The sequence below is a fragment of the Halorubrum rutilum genome, assembly GCF_042665015.1.
In the GTDB taxonomy this organism is placed as follows: domain Archaea; phylum Halobacteriota; class Halobacteria; order Halobacteriales; family Haloferacaceae; genus Halorubrum; species Halorubrum rutilum.
In genome coordinates this window covers 16368-39063 of the sequence record NZ_JBHTBL010000004.1, presented here as the reverse complement: position 1 = coordinate 39063, position 22696 = coordinate 16368, and the positions used below count along the sequence as shown (strand labels likewise).

Annotated in this window: 24 protein-coding genes; 12 read left to right on the top strand and 12 right to left on the bottom strand. The window is 71.4% G+C overall.

All coding sequences use genetic code 11. The annotated features are described in order from the left end of the window. Positions 1–67 precede the first annotated feature (67 nt). Positions 68–646: a putative phosphothreonine lyase domain-containing protein gene (locus ACFQMF_RS04420; RefSeq protein ID WP_256408760.1), complete on the top strand. Its 579-nt coding sequence runs from the start codon at positions 68–70 to the stop codon at positions 644–646. Between the two features lie 47 nt (positions 647–693). Here the strand turns inward: ACFQMF_RS04420 and ACFQMF_RS04415 are convergent, their stop codons facing one another. The 7 genes from ACFQMF_RS04415 to ACFQMF_RS04385 all read right to left on the bottom strand — a co-directional run bounded on the left by ACFQMF_RS04415 (position 694) and on the right by ACFQMF_RS04385 (position 8935). Further along, positions 694–1182 carry a PhlB family protein gene (locus ACFQMF_RS04415; protein ID WP_256408761.1) on the bottom strand — a complete coding sequence of 163 codons (489 nt, stop codon included), beginning with the start codon at positions 1180–1182 and terminating at the stop codon, positions 694–696. After that, complete coding sequence (locus ACFQMF_RS04410) at positions 1179–2339, bottom strand: thiolase family protein (protein ID WP_256408762.1); 1161 nt, start codon at positions 2337–2339, stop codon at positions 1179–1181. The genes ACFQMF_RS04415 and ACFQMF_RS04410 overlap by 4 nt, the downstream gene beginning before the upstream one ends. Before the next feature lie 106 nt (positions 2340–2445). After that, entirely contained in the window at positions 2446–3189 is a 744-nt protein-coding gene (locus tag ACFQMF_RS04405) for a bacteriorhodopsin (RefSeq protein WP_256408763.1), read from the bottom strand. Next, entirely contained in the window at positions 3186–4733 is a 1548-nt protein-coding gene (locus tag ACFQMF_RS04400) for a methyl-accepting chemotaxis protein (RefSeq protein WP_256408764.1), read from the bottom strand. Before ACFQMF_RS04400 ends, ACFQMF_RS04405 begins: the two co-directional genes overlap by 4 nt. A 115-nt stretch (positions 4734–4848) precedes the next feature. Beyond that, positions 4849–7080 carry a DNA mismatch repair endonuclease MutL gene (gene mutL, locus ACFQMF_RS04395; RefSeq protein ID WP_256408765.1) on the bottom strand — a complete coding sequence of 744 codons (2232 nt, stop codon included), beginning with the start codon at positions 7078–7080 and terminating at the stop codon, positions 4849–4851. Positions 7081–7548: 468 nt separating this feature from the next. Then, the gene (locus tag ACFQMF_RS04390; RefSeq protein ID WP_256408766.1) at positions 7549–7770 is read right to left on the bottom strand and encodes a hypothetical protein; all 222 of its coding nucleotides are present in this window, start codon (positions 7768–7770) and stop codon (positions 7549–7551) included. A 133-nt stretch (positions 7771–7903) separates the two neighbouring features. Continuing rightward, entirely contained in the window at positions 7904–8935 is a 1032-nt protein-coding gene (locus tag ACFQMF_RS04385; protein ID WP_256408767.1) for a glutathione S-transferase family protein, read from the bottom strand. A gap of 512 nt (positions 8936–9447) precedes the next feature. Between ACFQMF_RS04385 and ACFQMF_RS04380 the strand changes: the two genes are divergently transcribed. After that, entirely contained in the window at positions 9448–10659 is a 1212-nt protein-coding gene (locus ACFQMF_RS04380) for an NAD(P)/FAD-dependent oxidoreductase (protein ID WP_256408768.1), read from the top strand. A 39-nt stretch (positions 10660–10698) separates the two neighbouring features. On the opposite strand, the gene ACFQMF_RS04375 is transcribed toward ACFQMF_RS04380, so the two are convergent. Next, complete coding sequence (locus tag ACFQMF_RS04375) at positions 10699–11127, bottom strand: Hsp20/alpha crystallin family protein (RefSeq protein WP_256408769.1); 429 nt, start codon at positions 11125–11127, stop codon at positions 10699–10701. A gap of 4 nt (positions 11128–11131) precedes the next feature. After that, entirely contained in the window at positions 11132–11287 is a 156-nt protein-coding gene (locus tag ACFQMF_RS04370; RefSeq protein WP_008004573.1) for a DUF7559 family protein, read from the bottom strand. Between the two features lie 56 nt (positions 11288–11343). Between ACFQMF_RS04370 and ACFQMF_RS04365 the strand changes: the two genes are divergently transcribed. Next, entirely contained in the window at positions 11344–12186 is an 843-nt protein-coding gene (locus ACFQMF_RS04365; protein ID WP_256408771.1) for a hypothetical protein, read from the top strand. A gap of 59 nt (positions 12187–12245) precedes the next feature. On the opposite strand, the gene ACFQMF_RS04360 is transcribed toward ACFQMF_RS04365, so the two are convergent. Then, positions 12246–12695, bottom strand: coding sequence for a hypothetical protein (locus tag ACFQMF_RS04360; RefSeq protein ID WP_256408772.1), 450 nt, complete (start codon positions 12693–12695; stop codon positions 12246–12248). 93 nt (positions 12696–12788) lie between these two features. Between ACFQMF_RS04360 and ACFQMF_RS04355 the strand changes: the two genes are divergently transcribed. The 3 genes from ACFQMF_RS04355 to ACFQMF_RS04345 are packed head-to-tail and all read left to right on the top strand — an operon-like array spanning position 12789 to position 17145. Then, on the top strand, positions 12789–14666 hold the full coding sequence (locus ACFQMF_RS04355; protein ID WP_256408773.1) for a radical SAM protein: 1878 nt from the start codon (positions 12789–12791) through the stop codon (positions 14664–14666). A 4-nt stretch (positions 14667–14670) separates the two neighbouring features. After that, positions 14671–15528: an MBL fold metallo-hydrolase gene (locus ACFQMF_RS04350; RefSeq protein WP_256408774.1), complete on the top strand. Its 858-nt coding sequence runs from the start codon at positions 14671–14673 to the stop codon at positions 15526–15528. Positions 15529–15558: 30 nt separating this feature from the next. Next, positions 15559–17145 carry a hypothetical protein gene (locus tag ACFQMF_RS04345; protein WP_379791617.1) on the top strand — a complete coding sequence of 529 codons (1587 nt, stop codon included), beginning with the start codon at positions 15559–15561 and terminating at the stop codon, positions 17143–17145. Between the two features lie 34 nt (positions 17146–17179). Here ACFQMF_RS04345 and ACFQMF_RS04340 read toward each other — a convergent pair whose 3' ends face one another. Both ACFQMF_RS04340 and ACFQMF_RS04335 read right to left on the bottom strand, forming a co-directional pair. Continuing rightward, positions 17180–17800, bottom strand: coding sequence for an HAD family hydrolase (locus ACFQMF_RS04340; RefSeq protein ID WP_256408776.1), 621 nt, complete (start codon positions 17798–17800; stop codon positions 17180–17182). 88 nt (positions 17801–17888) lie between these two features. Then, positions 17889–18371: a DUF7321 family protein gene (locus ACFQMF_RS04335; RefSeq protein WP_256408777.1), complete on the bottom strand. Its 483-nt coding sequence runs from the start codon at positions 18369–18371 to the stop codon at positions 17889–17891. A gap of 164 nt (positions 18372–18535) precedes the next feature. Here ACFQMF_RS04335 and ACFQMF_RS04330 point away from each other — a divergent pair, with 164 nt between their 5' ends. From ACFQMF_RS04330 to ACFQMF_RS04305, 6 genes are all read left to right on the top strand, one after another. Beyond that, positions 18536–19477: a DUF7319 domain-containing protein gene (locus ACFQMF_RS04330; RefSeq protein WP_256408778.1), complete on the top strand. Its 942-nt coding sequence runs from the start codon at positions 18536–18538 to the stop codon at positions 19475–19477. A 95-nt stretch (positions 19478–19572) separates the two neighbouring features. Continuing rightward, on the top strand, positions 19573–20220 hold the full coding sequence (locus ACFQMF_RS04325; protein WP_256408779.1) for a halocyanin domain-containing protein: 648 nt from the start codon (positions 19573–19575) through the stop codon (positions 20218–20220). Continuing rightward, positions 20217–20606: a DUF7318 family protein gene (locus tag ACFQMF_RS04320; RefSeq protein ID WP_256408780.1), complete on the top strand. Its 390-nt coding sequence runs from the start codon at positions 20217–20219 to the stop codon at positions 20604–20606. The genes ACFQMF_RS04325 and ACFQMF_RS04320 overlap by 4 nt, the downstream gene beginning before the upstream one ends. A gap of 4 nt (positions 20607–20610) precedes the next feature. Then, positions 20611–21420: a cytochrome b gene (locus ACFQMF_RS04315; protein WP_092563348.1), complete on the top strand. Its 810-nt coding sequence runs from the start codon at positions 20611–20613 to the stop codon at positions 21418–21420. 4 nt (positions 21421–21424) lie between these two features. Next, positions 21425–22213 carry a cytochrome b family protein gene (locus ACFQMF_RS04310; RefSeq protein ID WP_092563346.1) on the top strand — a complete coding sequence of 263 codons (789 nt, stop codon included), beginning with the start codon at positions 21425–21427 and terminating at the stop codon, positions 22211–22213. A gap of 48 nt (positions 22214–22261) precedes the next feature. Then, entirely contained in the window at positions 22262–22693 is a 432-nt protein-coding gene (locus ACFQMF_RS04305; RefSeq protein ID WP_256408781.1) for a DUF7315 family membrane protein, read from the top strand. Positions 22694–22696: the final 3 nt, after the last annotated feature.

Below are 22696 nucleotides of genomic sequence, written 5' to 3'. Positions count from 1 at the left end.
TCGGATCGGGTGGCTCCCGCTCCCTCGGCGCCGGGAGCGTTTTCTCTCGGGAGACGGAACGGGGGCCATGGTCACCGAGCGCTCGCCCACCGAGATCGACGAGGCGGGGCGGCACTGGCTCCGAGTGAAGGACGTGACGGGGTTCCCGCGGGAGGCCCGCGACGGCTACTTCCCGAGGCACGGCGTGACGCGGCCCGCGGCGACGACGGAGGCGGACCTCCCGGCGGTCGAGCGGGACGGGGAGGGATCGCTCCCGGCCGACGCCGAGCGGGTCGCCGACGTCGACCGGTTCGCCCTCGAAACGACGTACCTGAGCGGGAAGTGGCTCGTCGAGCGCCCCTCAGAAGCGGTCGACGAGCTCTGGGACGCGGTGGTCGACGACGTCGCGGCCGAGCGGTTCTGGGACGCGACGGTCACGACCCGGGCCGGGTGCAAGGCGTTCGGCGAGGCGGACCACGCCGTGCTCGTGTTCACGCCGAACTACTTCGACCGAGCGGACGTCGACCGGGTTCGGCGTCGGCTCAGGGAGGTCCACGGCGTGACCGAGGCGATCCGGTACCGGCCGGACGCCTACACGCTCGACGGAGTCCACGAGGAGCGGCTCGGCGGGCTCACCGACTCGTCGGCGGCGCGGTTCCGGGCCTGAGACCGACCGAGGCGGTCACCGGATTACCCGTCGAGGGAGCGATCGGGCTACTCGACCGGCCGGAACCGGAAGCCGTCCCACTCCTGGCTCTCCGGCTCGCGGATCCCCGCGCCCGGCTCGCGGAGCTCGTCGGCGTAGACGGGTTCGACGCGGTCGCCGATGGCGACGTCGATGTCGCCCGCGTCGTCGGCGCCCTCGCCGTCGGCGTTCGCCTCGCGCGGCGCGACCTGCCCGAGCGCGCGGACCGGCGGCCCGTCGTACTCCTCGCCCATGTCGAACTCGACGATCGCGAGCGTGTTCGGCTCGCGGACGCCGGGCGGCGTCGCCGTCGACGTCGTCCACGTGACTACCCGGGCCTCGTGCTCGCTGAGGTCGACCGTCCCGACGCGTTCGGCGCCGTTCGGGCCCACGGTGTGGGGCGGGTAGGTGACCGTTCCGTCCGCGTACTCCGCCGCCTCGAAGGTCGGTCCGTCGCCCGCTTCCGCCTCGTCGCTTCCGGCCGCGCCGTCGCCGTCGGTCGCTTCGTTGTCGCTCATTGGCTTCCCTCCAGAATCGTCGTGGTCACGCAGTTCCCGAACCCGCCGACGTTGCAGGCGAGGCCAGTTTCGGCCTCGACCTGTCGCGGGCCGGCGTCGCCGGTGACCTGCTCGAATATCTCGTACACCTGCGCGACGCCGCTGGCGCCGAGCGGGTGGCCCTTCGACTTGAGCCCGCCGGAGGTGTTGATCGGGAGGTCGCCGTCGCGGTCGGTGACGCCCTCCTCGACCGCCTTCCACCCCTCGCCCTTCTCGAAGAAGCCGAGGTCCTCGCTCTGGAGGAACTCCAGGATGGTGAACATGTCGTGGAGCTCCGCGACATCGACGTCGTCCGGGCCGATCCCGGCCATCTCGTAGGCGATATCGGAGGAGTCGACGACGCCGCCCATCGTCGTCGGGTCCGCGCGCTCGTGGACGACGTGGGTGTCGGTCGCGCCGCCGATTCCGGATATCACCGCGTACTCGCCCTCGGGGACGTACTCCTCGGCGACGGACTCGGGGCAGAACACGAGCGCCGCGGAGCCGTCCGTGATCGGACAGAAGTCGTACAGTCGGAGGGGGTCGGCGACGATCGGCGAGTCGAGCACCGTGTCGAGGTCGACCTCCTTCCGGAACTGCGCGTGGGGGTTGTCGACGCCGTTCCGGTGGTTCTTCACCGCGACCTTCCCGAGGCTCTCGCGCGGCGCGTCGTACTCGTCGAGGTAGAGCCGGGCGGTGAGCCCCGCGAAGGAGGGGAGCGTGACGCCGTGCTTGTACTCGACCGGATGCGTGAGCGACGCGATCACGTCGGTCGCCTCCGACGTCGTCCGGTGGGTCATCTTCTCGCCGCCGACGAGCATCGTCAGGTCGCTCGCGCCGGAGGCGACCGACTGCCACGCGGCGTACACGCCCGCGCCGCCGGAGGAGGAGGTCTGGTCGATCCGAGCGGTGTACGCCGGGGTGGCCGCCAGGTCGTGGGCGAGCGCGTTCGGGACGCCGGTCTGGCCCTCGAACTCGCCGCTCGCCATGTTCGAGACGTACAGGTGGTCGAGGTCGTCGCCGTCGACGCCGGCGTCGTCGAGCGCGGCCGCGCCCGCCTCCGCCAGCAGCTCCCGCACCCAGGCGTCGCGCTGCCCGAACCGGGTCATCGACGCGCCGACGATCGCTACGCGTTCCATACGCGTCGGTCCGCGGCGTCGGCCTAAAACGTACCTCTCCGCGGTCGGGGCGATGGCCGGGCGAGGCGACGGCGGGTCGAGTCGACGGCGGGACGGGCGCCCGCCGTCAGTCGGCCGCGGCGGGGGCGTCGTCGGCGGCCGCGGCGGGCGCGTCGTCGCGGCTCGCGGACGCGGCCGACACCACGTCGGTGAACGCCTGTCGACGTGCGTAGAAGAAGTAGACGTACGGCACCTTCGCCAGCACGTCGAGGAAGGCGTACGTCAGCGCCGCGCCGACCGCGCCGGTGAAGCCGATGCCCGACGGGGCCATCAGCCAGACGAACGGGTACGCCAGCCACAACAGCCCGACGTGGTTTTTGAGCAGGCTGAACAGTCCCCGCTGCATCGGGTCGTCCGGGACCGACCGCGGGAACACCACGTACAGGTACCCGAACAGCGAGAGGTGGAAGCCCGCGGAGACGGCGAACAACGCCCACTTGAGCGACTCGTCGGCCACGACGGCCCCGGCACCGAACGCGATCATCAGCGCGTCGGCGACCATCACCCCGGCGATGGCGCGCCGGGAAGCCCCGGCGACGTAGCCGATGAAGCCGACCAGAAGCGGCGTGGTGACGAGCCAATCGGCGTAGCGCAGCCCGACCAGTTCGGTCCCGTTGATCGTCACCGTGCCGACCCCGAGCGCCATACCGGCGTAGGCGACCCCGGCGAACCCCGGGATGACCGCCAGCGCGGCCAGTCTGGCGCGGTCCCGCGAATCGGTCAGCGTCGCGTACAGCACCGCGGTGATCCCGACACCGACGAGGAATCCGAGCGCCGCGAGCCAGTAGGCGGCGGTGACGGCGGCCGTCATCGCGCACCCCCGTCAGTCGTCGCCCGCGAGCGCGGGGTCCCGGAGTCGACGGGCAGAGCGTCCGACGCCGGCCCGTCCCCCTCGACGGTGAACGCCGCGACCCGGTCTTGGAGCGTCGTCACGGCGTCGGTCTGGAACTCGCGCAGCGAGTCGGACACGTCCTCGACGACCGACTGTCCCTCCCGTACCTCCGCCGCGGCCTCCTCCGCGGTCTCCGCGGTCTCGGTGCTGAGCTCGGTGATCTCGTCGACCGAGCCGGCGGTGTCCTGTACCGTGTCGGCCTGGTCGGCGGTCGTCCGCCGGATCTCGGCCAGCGAGCTGCTGATCTCGTCGACCGAGTCGGCGATCGCCTCGATGTCGGAGAGTGTCGACTCGACGGTGTCGGTCCCGCTCTGAACGCGCTCCTGGGTCGACCGGATCGACACCGTCACCGCCTCGGTCTGGTCGGCGATGTCGTCTATCATCTGGTCGATCTCGTTCGCGCGTGATTGCGTCTCCTCCGCGAGGCCCTTCACCTCCTCGGCGACCACGCTGAACCCGTCGCCGGAGCCGTCCGCCCGGGCCGCCTCGATGGAGGCGTTAAGCGCGAGCATGTTCGTCTGTTCCGCGATCTCGCCGATGATGTCGACGATCTCCGTGATCTCGTCCATCCCCTCTTCGAGCCGTTCGACCCGGTCAACGGCGCGTTCAGCCTCGGATTCGACCTCGGCCATCTCCTCTAACGCGCGCTGCGAGGAGTCGCGGGCGTCGTCGCTCGTCTCCGCCACCGTCTCGCTCCGGTCCGACAGGTCGTCGACGGTCGCCGCGATCTCCTCGGCGGACGCGCTGACGGTCTCGATGTCGGCCGCGATCGACTCGAGCTCCGCGCGCTGGTCCTTCGCCTGGCCGCGGATCGTCGCCGCGCTCCCCGTCGCGCCGGCGACGCGCTGTTCGACCTCGTTACTCATCTCGGCCATCTCGCCCGCGTCCGTCTCGATCCGGTCGGCCACCGCGGCCACCGTCTCGACGGTGTCCTGCAGGTCGTCCATCATCCGGTTAAACGACTCGCCGACGGTCGCCATCGCCTCGTTCTCGTCGTCGACGTCGACGCGCTGCGTGAGGTCGCCGGTGGCCGCCCGCTCCATCACGTCGCCGTATCGCTCCGCGGTGGTGCGGTACCGCTCGGCCATCTCCGTCGCCTCGGTCCGCGCGGCCTCGGCCTCCTCCTGCGCGCGTTCCGTCTCCACCAGCCGCGACTTCAGCGAGACCCGCATCTCCTCGATCGACTCCGCGAGCCGACCGAACTCGTCGGTCCGGGTGGAGCGCACCTCGCTGTCGATGTCGCCCTCGGCGACGCGACGCGTCTGGACACCGATCTCGGTGACGCTGGCGATCGTCTCGGCCGCGTTGATCGACCCCAGCGTCAGGAGGCCGGCGACGGCCGCGACGATGGTCGCGTTCACCTCGCCGGTCACCAGCCCGACGGCGACGACGAACCCGCCCGTCGCCACGTATCCGAGGCCCAGCTTGAGACCGTAACTGCGTTTGACTCCTGTCACGCCCATACCCCGCGCTTCCACGGACCGGTAAATAAGTCACGTACCCAAACGAATCAATTCTGATAACTGAACGCGGACCGTCGCCGAACTCGGGCCTCGGAGAGGCCGGCGATCGACCCCGTCACTCCGCGCGCCGGCCGGCGTGGCCGGGGTAGTCGCGCTCGAAGCGCGACCCGATCTCGTCGCGGTCGAGCCGGATCACGACCGGGCGGCCGTGCGGGCAGGCGTAGGGGTTCTCGCAGGCGTCGAGCCGGTCGAGCAGGTCGACGACCCGGCCCTCAGTCAGCGAGGTGTTCCCCGTTATCGAGGGGTAACACGCGAGGTCCGCGAGCAGCTCGTCGACGACGTCCGTCACCGGCTCGTCGCCCGCGGCCGCGTCGCCCGCGAACGCCGAGAGGGCGTCGCGGAGGAGGTCCGGGTCGAGCGCGGCGTCGAAGACGGCCGGCACCGACTCGACGGCCACCTCGCGCTCGCCCGCGCGCTCGGCGCGGAACCCGATCGCGGCGAGGTCGTCGTCGAAGTCGTCGAACAGCGCCGCCTCCCGCGCGGTGAGCTCGACCCGGACCGGCTCCGCGAGCGCCTGCGCGTCGGCGCCGTCGGCGAAGGCGTCCCGCAGCCGCTCGTAGTTCACCCGCTCGTCGGCCGCGTGCTGGTCGATCAGCACGAGCCCGTCCGGCGCCTCCGCGACGACGTACGTCTCGTGAAGCTGGCCGAGCACCCGAAGCGGCGGGAGCGACTCGTAGGCCCGCTCCGCGGCGTCGGTGGTGTCGCCGGCGAGAGTCCGCTGGGCGGTCGGGGCCGAGCGCGGCTCGGTCGGCGGGTCCCGTCGGTCGTCCGGCGCGTCGGAGGCGTCGTCCGTCCCGGAGGCGGCGTCGTCGCCGCCAGCGAACCGGTCGAGTCCGTCAGCCTCCCCGGCGACCGCCTCGGTGGCGTCAACGCCACCGTCCCTCCCGTTCTCCCCTCCGTCGTCCGGATCCGACTGCCAGCTCCGCGGCGAGGGGCGGTCGGCGGAGTCGGCGGAATCGGTCGGCCCGCTGAACCCGTCCGAGTCGGGAGCGGAGTCGCCGGCGTCGATATCGCCCGCCGAGCCCGCGTCGCCGACCGCCCACGCGTCGTCGTCGGTCGGGTCCAGTTCGGCGGCGCCGGTCGGGGTCTCGTCTGGAGTCTCCGCGCCGCCGCCGTCGGCGCCGCCGCTCTCGCCGTCGCGGTCGCCGAGCGCCGCGCGCTCGTGGTCGGTCCCGGCGCCGCCGACGGCCTCGGTCTCGCGGCTCTCGGGGTCGATCTCGGTCTGGTCCGGCGCCGACTGCCCGCGCGGCGCGGTCGAGCGGATCAGCCCGTGGTCGAGCAGCGCCGCCTCGACCGCCTCCTCGATCGCGGCGCGCACGGCCGGCTCCTCGTCGAACCGGACCTCCAGCTTGCGCGGGTGGACGTTCACGTCGACGTCGCCCGGCGGGACCTCGACGAACAGCACCGCGAAGGGGTAGCGGTCGGGGGCGAGCTGGCCGCCGTACGCCTCCAGCACCGCCTCGCGGAGCGCGCTCGCGGTGACGTACCGGTCGTTGACGTAGGTGGCGAGATACTCGCGGGTCGAGCGCGTCGTCTCCGGGTGCGAGACGAGGCCGGTGACGCGGCGGACGGGCGGGTCGACGTCCGAGTCGCTCGGCTCCCACTCCACGTCCACCATCGCCTCCGCGACCTCGCGGCCGTAGACGGCGAGGACCGCGGACCGGAGGTCGCCGTTCCCCTCGGTCGCGAACGTCTCGCGGCCGTCGTGCTCCAGCGACACCGCGACGTCGGGGTTCGCGAGCGCGTAGCCCGTGACGACCGTGTTGATCCGGTCGAACTCGGTCGCAGTCCGTTTGAGGAACTTCTTGCGAGCGGGGGTGTTGTAGAAGAGGTCCTCGACCTCGACGGTCGTCCCCGCGGGACAGCCCGCGGGTCGGACCTCGCCGACCTCGCCGCCCTCGACCGTGATCTCGGCGCCCGCGTCGGCGCCGGGGGGACGAGATCGGACGGTGAGCCGCGAGACCGCGCCGACGGTGTACAGCGCCTCGCCGCGGAAGCCGAGGGTGCCGACGCCGTGATCGAGGTCCTCGATGTCGCCGATCTTCGAGGTGGCGTGCTCGGCGACCGCCGCCTCCAGTTGGTCGGCCGGGATCCCCACGCCGTCGTCGCGGACGCGGACCCCCTCGGTGCCGCCGGCCTCGACCGAGACGGCGACGCGGCTCGCGCCGGCGTCGAGGCTGTTCTCGATCAGCTCCTTGACGACGCTCGCCGGGCGCTCGACGACCTCGCCGGCCGCGATGCGCTGGACGGTGCGCTCGTCCAACCGCTCGATGTTCGGCGGCTCCATTGCTTACATCCGGTCGGACGAGCGCGCACTTGAAGCCGTTGTCGCCGAGGGCGACCTAGGACGGACGATGTATGAGAGTGACTGTTTATAAACCGAACTGCGGTGGCGCGTGCCTCCGAGGCCGCCTCGCGGCCGAGGAGCACGCGCGAGGTCGCCGGCGCTACGCGCCGGCTGCCAGAGGGACCTCCCGTCCCTCGCTGGACGCGGTGAGCGCTCGGAGAGCGCGAACCGCGAGGCTGGGGAGGTGTGAGGTGCGGTCGCGGTGCGGGGCGGGGTGGGGTTCAAAGGGGCAGTCGCGAGGACGAAGCACGGCGCGGTAAGCACTGCAGGGAGCGAGCGGAGCGAGCGACCGAAGCGCGCAGCGAGCCGCGCGAGTCCTCGCGACTGGGGCTTTGGAGGAGTCCACGGTCGATCTGCCGTCATTCGTTTATAAACGATCAGCGTGGTACAATGTGACCGAGTATCGGTCTACTCGGTCCGAGTCGGGTCGTGCATGTCCGGTCCGGACGACCGAACGGCGTCGAGGAGCTTCGTGACGGTCATGACCGCGAACAGGCTCGCCGCGGCGAGGAAGAACGTCGGGACGGCGACCCTGACGAGAAGCGTAATGTCGAGGAGGTCGCCCGCGGGCGCGGCGAGCAGCGCGACCACCGTGAGTCCGAGCAGCCAGTTCCGTAAGCGCGTGGTCATGCGATGAACTGATGGAGGGAAGCCGGAGAGATGTCCGGCAGTCGGCGTCGTCTCCGACGGGTTCGGTCGAGGCGTACGTCCGATCAGGTAATTCGGGGAATAATAAGGCTGTGGTGACCGGGTCGCCGGACGCTCAGTCGTCGGCGGTCGGCGTCGGCGCCTCGCCGCCGAGCCGCTCGCGGTCGTGCGGCGCCTCCCAGTCGAGGTCCGGGCCGCGCGCGATGATCCCGGAGGGGGTCACGTCCGGATGCGTCGTGTAGTAGTGCTCCTTGATGTGGTCCATGTTCACCGTCTCGGCGACGCCCTCCGTCTGGTAGAGGTCGCGGAGGTACGGCCAGAGGTGCTCGTACTGGTGGATGTACTGCCGGTTGCACATGAAGTGGGTGTGGTACACCTGGTCGAACCGGATCAGCGTGGTGAACATGCAGATGTCGGCCTCGGTGAGGGAGTCGCCCACGAGGTAGCGCCGGTCGGCGAGGTGGTCGTTCCAGCGGTCGAGGGCGTCGAACAGGTCGTCGATCGCCTCGTCGTACGCTTCCTGGGACTTCGCGAAGCCGGCGCGATAGACGCCGTTGTTGACCGGCTCGTAGATCTCGGTGATGACCTCGTCCACGTCCGCGACGGTCGCCTCGTCGTCGACGTCGGGCAGGAGCGAGACGCCGTTGCCGAGGTCGTCGAACGCGGTCGAGAGCATCCGGAGGACCTCGCGCGACTCGTTGTTGACGATCGTCTCCTCCTCGGTGTCCCACAGCACGGGGACGGTCACCCGACAGGTGGCGTCGGGGTCGGCCGCGACGTACAGCTCGCGGAGGTAGTCGCTGCCGTGGAGGTGGTCCGGGGTACAGCCGTCCTTCTCCGGCGTGAACTGCCAGCCGTCCTCGGCGCGGTACGGGTCCACGACCGAGACGCCGATGGCGTCCTCTAAGCCGAGCAGCGACCGCGCGAGCAGGGTGCGGTGCGCCCACGGACAGGCGTAGGAGACGTAGAGGTGGTACCGGCCGGCCTCGGGCTGGAACCGCTCGTCCGGCTCGGCGTCGACATGGTCGGGCACGTCGCTGCCGGCGATCCAGTTCCGGAACGTCGTCTCGCCGCGCTGGAACGAGCCGTCCTCGTCCGTCGCCTCGTACGCGTCGGTCCGCCACTCGCCGTCGACGAGTTGGTTCATACCCGATCCACGGGCTCGACGCCCATAACGTGGGCGGGGACGTGCGTGTCACCCGGCCGGACGAGGCGTGGAGTCGGTACGGAGCGAACGATTGGTTTGTCGGTCGTAGCCACGGGAACGGCATTGACTAGACAGACAGCTTCGAAGTCCCGGCCGCTCGCTCATGATCGGTTGACGCTTGCTCGACGGCAGACCCCTCCAAAGCCCCAGCCGGCGAGGACGGCACACGCTCGCTGCGCTCCTCGGTCGCTCGCCTTGCTCGCTCCCTGCGGTGCTTGCATCGCCTGTGCCGTCCTCGCCGGCTGCCCCTTTGAATCCCACCCTGTACCGCGACCGCACCTCACGCCTCCCCAGCCTCGCCGCTCGCTGCGCTCGCGGCGTCCCTCGCGGGGTCCTCACGGCCGCCGTCGGCGGCCGCTCGGAGGCGCGCCGCCGCGTTACAGTGTTGCAGATACATAGCTCGTATCGTCGGCGCCGGTGGCTTTTCGAGTCCCGCCGCAGACCCCTGACGTATGTCCGACCGAAACGCGGGTGCGACGACCGTCGCGGTCGTCGGCGGCGGCGCGGTCGGCGTCACCGCGGCCGCCGACCTCGCGGCCCGCGGCGCCGACGTGACGCTCTACGAGCGCGGCTCGCTCGGCGCCGAGAGCTCGGGCCGCGCCGCCGGCGTGCTGTACGACGCGTACGCCGAGGACGTCGACGCCGCGCTGGCCGCCCGCGCGATGGAGCGGTTCCGAGCGTTCGACCGCTCGCTGCCCGGCTTCTCGTTCTCGCCGTGCCCGTACGTGATCGCGGTCCGGAAGGGCGACCCCGACGCCGACGCCGTCCCCGCGATGGTCGACCGGATGCGCTCGCACGGCCGCGACGTCTCCCTCACGGACCCGGACGCGCTCGCCGACCGGTTCCCGATCGCCACCGACGGCCTCGCGGTCGCCGCGGTCGCCGAGAACGCGGGGTGGTGCGATCCCGCGAGCTACGTCGCGGCGACGGGTCGGCGGGCGCGCCGCGAAGGGGTCGCCGTCGAGACCGAGACGGCCGTCTCGCTGCTTGGCGACGACGGCGCCGCCCTCCGGGTCGACGCGGGGGGCGAGAGCGGCACCGAGACCCACGCGTTCGACGCGGTCGTCGTCGCCGCCGGCGCGCACACGGCCGACGTCCTCGCCGGCGCCGGGGTCGAGGTCCCGGTCGTCCCCTACCGCGTGCAGGCGCTGACGACCCGGACCCCCTACGACGGCCCGATGGTCTACGACGCGACCGCGGGCGTCTACCTCCGGCCGCACCCGACCGGGCTGCTGGCCGGCGACGGGACCGAGCCGGTCCCGGCCGACCCGGACGGGTACGACCGCGAGGCCGACGACTGGTTCGTCGACTCCGTCGCCGGAACGCTCCGCGAGCGCGTCGAGGCCGCGAGCGAGACCGACCCGGACCCGGAGCGGGCGTGGGCCGGGCTCTGCACGGCGACGCCCGACGGCGACCCGCTCGTCGGCCCGGTGGATGGCTCGAACGCGCTCTTCGTCGCCGCCGGCTGGCAGGGCCACGGGTTCATGCGCGCGCCGGCGGTCGGCGAGCTCGTCGCGGAGGGCGTGCTGGCGTCGCTCGACGGGACCGGAGCGGACGCTCCCGAGTCGCCGTGGATCGGCGCGTTCGACCCCGACCGGTTCGACGGCGACGAGACCTTCGAGATCGCGGAGGGGATGTCCGTCGAGGGACGGGTCGGGGAGTGAACCGGGAGGGGAGCGGGTCGGAATCGGCTCTCGTCGGCGTCAGCGCTCGTCGGCGTCGCCTTCCTCGACGACCGCGACGTCGCGCGCGTCGTCGTCCTTCGGGATCTCCACCTGCAGCGTTCCGTTGCGCGTCAGCGTCGCGTTCGCGCCCTCCGGCGTGACGTTCGCGTCGCGTGGGAGGTCGGCGGTTCCGGAGAGCGAGACGCCGCGACCGGGGAACAGCATCTCGTAGCCGTCGTAGAAGTCGCGGAACCGGTCGAGCTCGACCTCGACGGTGTGGTCGAGGAACGTCACGTTCAGGTCCTCGCCGCGGACGCCCGGGGCGTCGAAGACGACGAGGTAGGCGTCGTCGCTCTCGAGGAGGTCGTACGAGAGCGGCCGACGCTCCTGCATCTTGCTCCACCCGCGGCCGGCCCGTTCGAGGACGCGGCGGACGACCGATCGACCCGTCTCGACGAATCCGCTCACGGGCTCACACCTCGATCTCGGCGAGGTCGCTCCCGCCGCAGTAGGGACACGACAGGTCCTCGACCGCGTGGTCGTCGGGCACGTCGTACGTGTAGTGGTTCTCGAACATGTCGAGCTCGCAGTCGTCGCTCTCGCACTTGACCTCCATCGTCGATGGCATATACGAGGCCGTTGTGTCGGCGAGGGCTTAAACGGCGTGGCGGCGGCCGTCCGTGCATGGGGTCCTCAGTGCGGATCATCGGTGCAGACGTCAGCGCCTCCGGCAGCAACGGCTGGAATCACACGTGGATAACCCGCGGAACCGTCGACGAGGGAGCGGTCGCGCTGGAGGAGCCGATCCCCGCCGCCGAACTGTCGGGGAGTCCCAGGAGCCGAAGGGCGACGTACCGCGCCCTTCGGCGCGAGCTCCTGTCGTACGACGGCCCCGTCGTCGCGGGGTTGGATTTCCCGTTCTCACTTCCGGAGGCGATCGTCGTCGAGGACGACTGGCACGAGTTTCTGGAGGCGTTTCCGACTCATTTCTCCGGCCCGGGCGACTTCCAAGAGACCTGTCACGGCAGGTCGCAGCTGCGAACCGATGGGGAGCGGAAGGAGATCAAACGCCGGTGTGACGATCGGTTCGGAGGGCTGTGTGCGTACAATCGGTTCATCTATCGGTTGACCTACTTCGGCGTCCAGGATCTGCTTCGCCCGCTCGTCCTCTCCGAACAGGTCACGGTCTGGCCGTTCGGTAACGAGAGCCGCTCCGCCGAGACCACCCTCGTGGAGACGTATCCGGCTGCGACGCTGCAGCAGCGGTTGGGCGTCGACTCGGAGACGTACAAGGACGAGAACGACGATCCGGAGTTCCGACGCGAAGTCACGGAGTCGATACTCGGCCGCGAGTCCGTCTCGTACGCCGGCGAGACCGACGAGCTGTTCGATCTGATCGGGAGCGATTCCAAGGCCGACGCGTTTGACAGCCTCGTCGCCGCGTTTTCGACGTTTAAATGGCACGTCGACGGCGGAGCGGAACTCCCGGAGGGCGTGCCGGACGTAGAGGGATGGATTCACGCCTAGCGCGAATCCGGTGACCCGCGAACGCGACTCGCCGTGTTTCGTCTCCGATCGCTCCCGGCTCACACCGCCGTTCCCCGGAGCCGCTCCGGGACGACCGCGCGCTCGGCGACTGTGACGACTACGGTGCCGACCGCCACGCCGGCGAGGAAGCCGGGACCGTACGGGTAAGACGGGACCCCGAACGCGAGCGCGACGCCCAGCCCGACGGAGATAGCGAGGATCGCGGCGCCGAAGGCGACGTAGGTCAGCGTCTCGTAGCGTTCCGGTGAGAGGCGGTCGCGGACGAGCCACGCGACCGGTCCGAGGCCGATCGCGGTCGCCGCGGCCCAGCCGGCTGCGAGCCCCCACGGCCGGGGATCGGCACCGAGGAACTGTATCGCGGCGAGCGCGCAGAGCGCGGCGAGCGAGACGGCGTTTCCGACTCGTTGCCAGCGAGAGGGCTCGTCGGCGGCCGAGGGGGGACCGTCGCCCGAGCGCGTCTCACCGGTGGAGGGCGTCTCGGAGGGCATAGTCGGCGCTTCCGCGCGTTCCGTCATAAGCGATCCGACGCCCCCCGACGTTCCGCACGCTTTTCCCGTCTCGGCCGACTACAGTGGCGTAACATGACCGATTCGCCCGCGGCCGGTCGTGGCTCCCTCCCGCCCGATCCGGCCGACCTCTCCGTCACCGTCGTCGACGGCTACGTCGACGAGCCGGCGCACTTCGGCGTGCCGCCGTACATCTCGACGTACCCGCGGTACACGGCCGGCGCGCTCGTCGACGCGGGCGTCCCCGAGTCGCGGATCACCTATCACACGATCGACGAGCTGCGCGACGACCGCTCGAAGCGCGCCGACGTCGCCGACGCCGACCTCATGGTGTACGTCGGCGGGATGACGGTCCCCGGGAAGTACGTCGGCGGGACCCCCGCCGAGCCGGACGAGGTCCGGGAGCTCGGCTGGACCGCGGACGGCGTGACCCTCCTCGGCGGCCCCGTGCGGTTCGGCGTCGGCGAGGAGAACGCGGGCGCGACGGAGACCGAGCGCGACGACCTCGACTACGACTTCGTCGCCATGGGCGACGTGGAGGCGGCCGCGTACGACCTCGTGCGCGAGGGGTTAGAGGGGTTCGGCAACCGGATGCGCGACAACGCCGAGATCGACCGGTGGGCCGAGAAGGGGGCGTTCGTCGTCGAGCAGCACCCGAACCACCCCGACTACCTCATCTGCGAGATGGAGACCTCCCGCGGCTGCGCCTACCGCTGCTCGTTCTGCACCGAGCCGCTGTACGGCGACCCGGCGTTCCGCGAGGCGCGGTCGGTCGTCGACGAGGTGGACGCGCTCTCCGGCCGGGGAGTCAGGCACTTCCGGCTCGGCCGGCAGGCCGACATCCTCGCGTTCGGCGGCGACGGCGAGGCGCCGAACCCCGACGCGCTCCGGGAGCTGTACGGCGGGATCCGCGAGGTCGCGCCCGACCTCCGGACGCTCCACCTCGACAACATGAACCCGGTGACGATCACCGACTACCCCGAGGCCTCCCGCGAGGCGATCCGGGTCATCGCCGCGCACAACACGCCCGGCGACACCGCCGCGTTCGGGCTGGAGTCGGCAGACCCGGTGGTGCAGGAGCAGAACAACCTGCTCGTCACCGCCGAGGAGTGCCTGGAGGCGGTCCGCGTCGTCAACGAGGAGGGCGGCTGGCGGCCGGGCGACGACCCGGAGGCGACGCCCGGCCCCGACGACCGCCTGACCGGTCCCTCGACCGGGCCCGACGCCTCGCCGCGGCTCCCGAAGCTGCTGCCCGGGATCAACCTCGTCCACGGGCTCGCCGGCGAGCGGCCGGAGACGTACGAGCACAACAAGCGGTTCCTCCAGACCGTCTACGACGAGGGGCTCATGCTCCGCCGGATCAACATCCGGCAGGTGATGGCGTTCGCCGGCACGGAGATGGCGGAGACGGGCGCGGACATCGCCCAGGAGCACAAAGACCGGTTCCAGGCGTACAAGCGGGAGGTGCGCGAGACCGTCGACAACCCGATGCTCGACCGGGTCGTCCCGCCGGGGACCGTCCTCCCGGACGTCCACCTGGAGTACCACCAGGACGGGAAGACGTTCGGGCGCCAGCTCAGCACGTACGCCCTCCTCGTCGCCGTCCCCGGCGAGCGCGAGCTCGGCACGGCCATCGACGTGGCGATCACCGACCACGGCTACCGCTCCGTGACGGGCGTCCCGTACCCCCTCGACGTCAACGCGGCGTCGATGGACGAGCTGACGGCGATCCCCGGGATCAACCGGAGCAAGGCCGGCGACGTCGTCGTCGGGCGGCCGTACGGCTCGGTCGGGGAGGTCGACGCCGGCGTGGCCGACCTCTCGCGGTTCGCCGTCGCCGACGACACGGACGTCCCGATCCCCGGCCGCGAGCGCGCCGGGTCCGGGCCCGGTCCGGCCGCGCGGTCGCTGCTCGACCGGCGCGAGGGCTCCTCCGTCGGTCGCGGGGACTGAGGAGATGCCCGCGGCGCCGGACCCGGAGTCGTCGGTCGAGCGCGTGCCGGTCCCCGTCGACACCCGCGCGCCCGGCGGAACGACGAACGCCTACGTCGCGGCGGGACTCCTCGTCGACCCCGCGGCCCGCACCGACGCGCTCGACGCCGCGGTCGGCGTCGACGGGGTGGGTGACGGCGGCCACGAGAGAGGGGACGCCGCCGCGGTCGACGCGATCGCGGTCACCCACGCCCACCCGGACCACGTCGGCGCGGTCGCCGAGTACGCGGAGCTGACCGGGGCGCCCGTCCTCGCGCGCGCCGACCACGTCGAGCGGTTCGCGGAGGCGACCGGCGTCGAGCCGGACGGGACGTTCGAGGGCGGGGAGCCCGTCGGCCCGACCGCCGTCCGCGCGGTCGACACGCCCGGCCACGCACCGGACCACGTCGCCTTCGCGGTCGGACCGACGGGCGGGGACGGGGGCGACGCCGCCGAGCCTCGGGAGCTCCTCTGCGGCGACCTCGCCGTCGCCGAGGGGAGCGTCGTCGTGGGCGCGCCCGAGGGCGACCTCCGCGGGTACCTCGACAGCCTCGAACGCGTCCGCGATGCGGGCTACGACCGGCTCTACCCGGGGCACGGTCCCGCAATCGACGATCCCGAGGCGGTCTGCGACCGACTGATCGATCACCGGCTCGACCGGGAGCGGGCGGTCCTCGCGGCGGTCGAGGAGGGCGCGAGCGACGTGGACGCGGTCGTCGACGCCGCGTACGAGAAGGACCTGACCGGCGTCGCCGACCTCGCGCGGGCGACGGTCGTCGCGCACTTGGAGAAGCTCGCGGCGGAGGGGCGGATCGACGGGTCGTGGAGCGACCCGTCGCCGTAGTTATACGTTGCGCACCGGAATGGGACGGATATGTCGGATGTCGCCGGCGATCCGCCGATGTCCACCCGGCTCCTCGGCCGATACGGGGGGCCGATCGTCGCCGGACTGGGGTTCGTCGTCACGCGGTTCTTCGTCGCGGAGGCGGTCGTGCTCTCTGGCGGACCGCTCGCCGTCGCCGCCACCGTCGGGTCGCTGGTGGTCGGGCTCGCGGTCGCCGTCGCCGGCGTCGCGCTCGGGGTCGGCGCGTTCTCCCCGGCGTACGTCGCCGACGTCAGCCGGGGCTGCCTGTTCGGGACCGGCGCGATGACGGCCGCGCTCGCCGTCACCGTCGCGGCGACCGGCGTGGACATGATCGGAGCGGCGATCGGGACCCAGCTGCTCGTCGCGAACGTCCTCCTCGCCGGCGCCATCGGCGGGATGGTCAACGGCCACCGGAAGGCGTCCCTCCGGCGGCGGCGGGCGGCGATCATGCGCAGCGCGAACCGCGCGCGCTTCATCAACCGGCTCCTCCGTCACGAGGTGTTGAACGCCGCGGCGATCATCGACGGCCACGCCGAGCTGCTCCGGGGCGACGACGCGAACCGCGACCGCTCCGTCGACGCCATTCGCCGCGGCGCCGAGCGGATCGAGTCGACGGTCGACGGCGTCGGAACCATCGCCGACGCCGGGTCGGACGACGCGGTCTCGCTCGCCGCGGCGGTTCGCGCCGGGATCGAGTCGGCCGGCGACGGGGAGACGTCCGATCGGGCGGCGTCGATCGACCTCGTCGCCCCGGCCGACGGCGACGACGCCGGAGGGTCCGCCGACACCGGGGGCGACGAGCCCGCCGAGCCGCTCGCGGTCGAGGCCGACGACCGGCTCTCGGTGGTGTTCGAGCGGCTGATCGAACACGCCGTCGACGTCCGCGGCGCCGAGCGCGTCCGGATCGAGACGACGGCCGGGCGACACGCGGCCGCCGCGGCGGTCGTCGACGACGGGACCCCGCCGTCCGATCGACAGCGCGACGTCCTCGAACGCGGCTCGTTTCCGGAGTACGACGACCCGACGAACGGGTTCGCGCTGCAGGCGGCGTCGCTCCTCGTCGGCGAGTACGACGGGTCGATCCGGGTCGATCGCGGCGACGAGACGCGGATCGCGGTGCGGCTCCCCCGTGCGAGCGTCGACGCGGCGGCGGCCGCGGTCGGCGTGGAGTACCCGGACCTGCGTCGGGCGGTCGTCGCGGGGATCGGCGCGGGCGTCGCCATGGGGGGCCTCTACTGGTCGACGAGCGGCGTCCTCCCGGTGATCGGCGCCCTGTACGGCGTCGAGAACGTCGCGATCGGCTGGATCACGCACCTGTTCCACAGCGTCGTGTTCGCGCTCCTGTTCGTCGCCGTCGCGTCCAGGTCCGACGCCCGGACGCGCCTCGACCGTCCGCTCGGCGCGAGCCTCGCCGGCGTCGGGTGGGGGACGCTGCTCTGGCTGGTCGCCGCCGGGCTGCTCATGCCGGTCTGGCTCCGGGCCGTCGGCGTCCCGGCGACGCTGCCGAACCTCCCGCCGATCGGCCTCTTCGGTCACGTGCTCTGGGGCGCGACGCTCGGCCTCGGATACGTGTCGCTCGGCGGGCGGTTCGACTGATCGGTCGGGGCCGCGGAGACGTGCCCGTCCGGGCTCAGGGCTCCGCCTCCAGCTCGCCGGACAGCGCGCGGAGCGGCGTCTCCGTCACGTCGACGAAGCGACCGCCGACGTCCGCGACGCCGCCGTCGGTGGCGGGGTCGTCGCCGACGTGGATCAGCGTCTCGGGGGCGACGTCGAGCGCCTCGGCGGCGGCCTCGAACGCCTTCGGGTGGGGCTTGCGCCACCCGCAGCCGACGCTGGTCGTGACCGCGTCGAACTCGCCGCGGAGGCCCGCGCGGATCAGCGTCTTGGAGACGAGCTCCGGCACGGCGCAGTTCGAGAGGAGCCCGACCGGCCCCCGCTCGGCCGCGTCGTGCACGGCGTCACGGGCGCCGTCGCGCCGGGCCACGTCCGGGTCGAACGCCGCGACGACGGCGTGTCGGACGACGTTCTCCGCGGCGTCGACGCCGCGGGAGTCGAGGGCGTGCGCGACGTGGGCCGGGAGGGGCACCTCCGCGCCCGCCGGGGCGTCCACGTGTCGCTCGCCGTACGCGACGTGCCAGTCGTCCGGCACCGCGACGCCGCGGGACTCCAGCTCCCGCGCGACGATCTCCGCGGGGTCCGAGGGGTACTCGACGTCGACGAGGGTCCCGAACAGGTCGAAGGTGACTGCCACGATACCCCTCTTTGGGACAAAACGGGATTGAAGCTGTCGGTCGACGAAACGGGGTCGATGCGACGGCGGAGAGGCGGGCGGCCCCGCCTCACATCGCCGGGGCCACGTGGATCGAGTAGAACCGGTAGAGCCCCGTCACCCACGCGCAGAGCCAGAGGAGCATGAAGCCCGCCACGCCGACGCGGAGCCGGGCGCGCCAGTGGCTCATGTCCTCGTGGATCTCGTCGATGTCGACGTCCGGGTCGTCGTAGGCGTCGGCGTTCCGCTTCGCCTGGAAGATCCGGACGATACCGGTGAGCGCGAACGCCAGCAGCGCGTACGCCTGCAGTCCGAGGAACGCGTGGATCACGGCGAGCCCGGAGAGCCGCCGGAAGAGGCGGGGGATCATCCACCCGACGATCGGGACCGTGGTCAGCGCCAGCCCGGTGCCGATATACCAGAGGTGGTGCGTGAGGACGTTCCAGCTCACGGTCTCGGCGTCGATCATGATCCACGCCCCGTACAGCAGGAAGGGGAGACTCGTCGTCACCGAGAGGCCGGCGAGCGCCGCGAAGACCGACTCGTCTACCATCGATCGACGCTTCGGGCCCCGGCGCGTAAAACTCCCCGATCCGCTCGTCGCCGCGGGCGTCCCCCACGTCGAGCGGGGCCCTCGCCGACGCGACCGGGCGGTCGACGTCGCGGCGCGGGCGGCGGACGAAAACAGTTAGCGTCCGGAGTCCGTACGGGCGGACGATGGAGGACACCTCGACGGGTTCGGAGCCGGAGCCGAGACCGGACCGGGAACCGAGCGACTCCGACGGCGGCGAGGCGTCTCCCGGTACCGAGACCCCTTCCGGCGACGACGCGTCTCCCGGTACCGAGACCCCTTCCGGCGCCGAGAGCCCCTCCGACGCCGAGACCCCTTCCGACGGCGATCGGCCCGGAGACGAGACGGAGCCGACCGTCGAGGGCGACGCAGACGACCTCGACGAGCTCAGGCGGCGCGTCGAGGAGGAGTACGACTTCGACGACTTCGGCCCGTCGGACATGGCCCGGATGAGCGCCGACGAGTGGGACGCCGCCTTCGACCCCGACTCGTGGATCACGGGCGACCGGCTGCTCGAACGCGCCGAGGCGGAGCTCAAGTCGCGGATCGCCGGCCGAGAGGTGTTCGGCGTGTTGGAGCGCGTCCGCGCCGACGGCGAGGAGCGGATCCTCGTCTACTCCGACGAGGGGTACGCCATCGTCCGGCCGACCGGGGAGGTGACCGGGCAGGGGACGGTGCTGCGCGACATCGAGCCGGTCGTCGCGCTGGCGGCGATGGAGTCGTACGACGTGCCGGAGCCGCCGGACGACTGGTCGCTCCCGCACCCCGACACCGTCCCCGAGGGGTCCGGCGAGTTCGGCAACCTGATGGTGCAGGTGATCGCGGTCGTGCAGGTGCTCGCCGGCGCGGCGCTGCTCGCGGCCACGTTCCTGACCGACCTCGACACGATCGTGGCGCCGGCGATGGGGATCGTGTTCCTGCTCGTCGGCCTCTTCCTGTTCGTGATGGTGGCGAACGCGCGGCTCTCGGACCGCTTCCGTTCGGAGGAGTACCGCGACCGGCTGCGGGCCCTCCGCGAGGCGAAGGAGCGCCCCGACTTCGTGCCGGTCGAAGGGGGGGTCGTAGAGGAGGAGGAGGTCGACGAGTGAAGCGCCGATATCGCGGGATAGAGGGCCTGTAAACCTCCCCCCGTCGACGGATTCAGTCGGTGGGTTTAAGCGCACGCCGTCCTGAGTGAACCTGTATGAAAAGGCGGGAATTCGTGCGGACGGCCGGCGGTGCGACCGCCGCGGTCGCGGCCGGTGCGGGCGCGACCGGAACGGCCGCCGCACAGGAGCAACAACCGGACTGGCCGAGCGGGGTCACCGGCGGGAACCTCGGGTCGTACCGAGACGCCCGCGGGGAGAGCGAGGTGACCGTGCAGGTCGGCGCGGGCGACAGCGGGCTCGCGTTCGACCCGACCCAGCTGTGGGTCGACACGGGCACCACGATCACGTTCGAGTGGACCGGGAACGGCGGCGCGCACAACGTCGTGACCGTCGACGACGGCGGTCCGGCGAGTCTCAACAGCGGCGACCCGGTCGGCGAGGAGGGGTACACCTACGAGTACGAGGTGACCGAGGAGGACGCCGGCATCACCCACTACCACTGCGTCCCCCACACCGCGACGGGGATGCACGGCGGCATCGCCGTCGGCGGGGACGTCCCGACCGTCGAGGTCGGCGGGGCGTCCGACGGGTGGCCGGAGAACATCGCCAAGGTGGGCGTGCCGCTCCACGCGCACTGGGTCGGGATCGCCGCCATCCTCGGCATCTCGCTCACGTTCGTGTTCACGTTCTACCTGCTGAAGTACGGCGAGTCGGCCCACACCGGCCACGGGGGTGCGCAATGAGCTCCGGCGGCTCCTCGTACGGCGACATCCACCGGTACGAGCCGGCCCGCGAGAGCACCGCCGCGGCGATCGCCATCGTGCTCCTCACCGTCATCGAGGTCGTGTTCGTCGGGCTGTTCGTCTACGGGCTCATGTCCGCCTGGGCCTCGACGGAGTTCGGCAACATGTACACCGGCGCGCTGTTGGCGATGATCTTCATCGACCTCGCGTTCATCCTCCTACTGTACCGCAAGGAGTTCCTCCCGGACGTGATGATCGTGAAGAAGCGCCGCCGCAAGTGGGAGGACCTCTACGTCCGCGAGGAGGACAAGGACGGCAACGAGCTCGACACCGGCGGCGCGATGGAGACGGTCAAGCGGGCGATCTACCCGTACTACAAGAAGTGACACAATGAGCCTCAAGAAACAAGACGACATGGACCACAACGCGTGGCTCAAGAAGCAGGACCTGACGGTCATCGAGACCGCGTTCCTCACCACGCTCATCTGGCTCGACAAGCGGCTCCGCATCGTCGACTACCTCGAACTCCTGGAGACGATGTACTACCGCGCGAACATGCAGATGCCGAAGAGCCACACGGAGCAGTACGACCTCGACAACAAGTTCTGGTACTGGTACCCGCTCTACTCGCTCGGATCGCTGTCGATCATCGCGTACCTGGTCGCGGCGGTCTCCGGCGCGCTGCTCGGCTTCTACTACGCGCCGTCGACCGCCGGCGCCGCCGCGCAGGGCGACCCGACGGCCGCGTACGACTCGCTCGTCATGATCATGACGGACGTCCAGTTCGGCTACATGCTCCGCTCCATCCACCGCTGGGCGGCGCAGTTCATGGTCGCGGCGGTGTTCCTGCACATGCTCCGCGTCTACTTCACCGGCTCCTACAAGGAGCCGCGCGAGGTCAACTGGATCCTCGGGATCGTCCTCATCGGCCTGACGCTCCTGTTCGGCTTCTCCGGGTACGTGCTCCCGTGGAAGCAGCTGTCGTTCTGGGCCGCACAGATCGGCGTCGAGATGGCGCTCGCGACCCCCATCGTGGGCGAGTGGGCGGCGCAGCTCCTGTTCGGCGGCTTCACCCTCGGACAGGCGACGCTCGTGAGAATGTACATCCTGCACGTCTTCGTGCTGCCGTTCGTGGTGACCGGGCTCATCGCGCTCCACGTCGGCATCGTCTGGGTGCAGGGGATCGCCGAGCCGCACTAATCCAATGACCGACGACACCACCCCCATGACGGACGGAGGCACCGACGAGGAGGCGCGCACCGACGGCGGTCCGCCGGCGACCGTGCCGCCGGACGACGAGACGCCGACCTGGACCGAGCGCAAGGAGCACTCCAGCGGGCTCGCTCAGCTCACCTACCAGTACTTCGAGCGCTCCCGCCGCGAGGACGAGGACCTGCGCGCGGAGTCGACGTACGTCGAGCGCGACGTGCTCGGCTTCCCGACGTGGCCCCACGAGACGATCCGGAACCTCGCCATCACGAGCTTCTTCGTCGGGATCATGATCCTCGTCGCGGCGCTGATGCCGGCCCACTTCGGCGAGCCGGCGAACCCCGGCTCGACGCCGGCGATCATCCTGCCGGACTGGTACCTCTACTGGTCGTTCGGGCTGCTGAAGCTCAACCCGCTCAACCCGAGCCTGGCGGTGCTCGGCGGCAACATCGCCATCTCGAACGAGTTCCTCGGGATCCTGGCTCACGGGGTCGTCTTCGGCGTCATCACGCTCGTGCCGTTCCTCAACAAGGGGAGCGCGCGGCGCCCCGTCGAGCAGCCGTTCTGGGCGGCCGTCGGCGTGACCGGGGTCATCCTGGCGTTCACGCTCGCGTGCCTCGCGGTCCAGAACTTCTTCCCGATCTCGCTCGACCTGCTGCTCACGCTGACGTTCATGCTGCCGGTCGCCGGCGGCATCATCACCTACGCGGTGCTGAAGACGATGCGTGAGGGGTACATGTACGACCTGAACCGGCGGTACTACATGCTGCGCCCGCCGAAGTAACGGCCTCGAACGCCCGGTTCCGGTTCTCTTCCGCCGCACCACTACTCGATGTCATCATCCACCGACCGCGACGACGCACAGGCGTTCGACGAGACGGGCGACCCGATCGCCGCCGACGAGCGGGAGGACCCCCGAAGCGAGCCCACCGGTCCCCGCGTCGGCCCGGAGGGCCGCGAGATCGTCGTCCCGTTTCGCCTGTACAAGGCCGTCACCGTCTTCTCGACGCTCGCGGCCGTCGTCGCGTACCTGATCGGGTTCACGCTCGTCGACGCCGCGACGCTGCAGATCAGCTTCGTCCGGACGACGATCGTCTACCTCCTGAACAGCGCCGGCCTCTACCCGTCGAACGACGCGCTCGTCGCCGCGCTGGCGATCACTGGCATCGCGTTCATCGTCGCGGGAACGGCGGTGTACGTGTTGGGGACGCGGTTCCGCGGCCGGGGGATGGGAAAGTCTCAAGACGGCTCCGGCGAATCGTAAGGT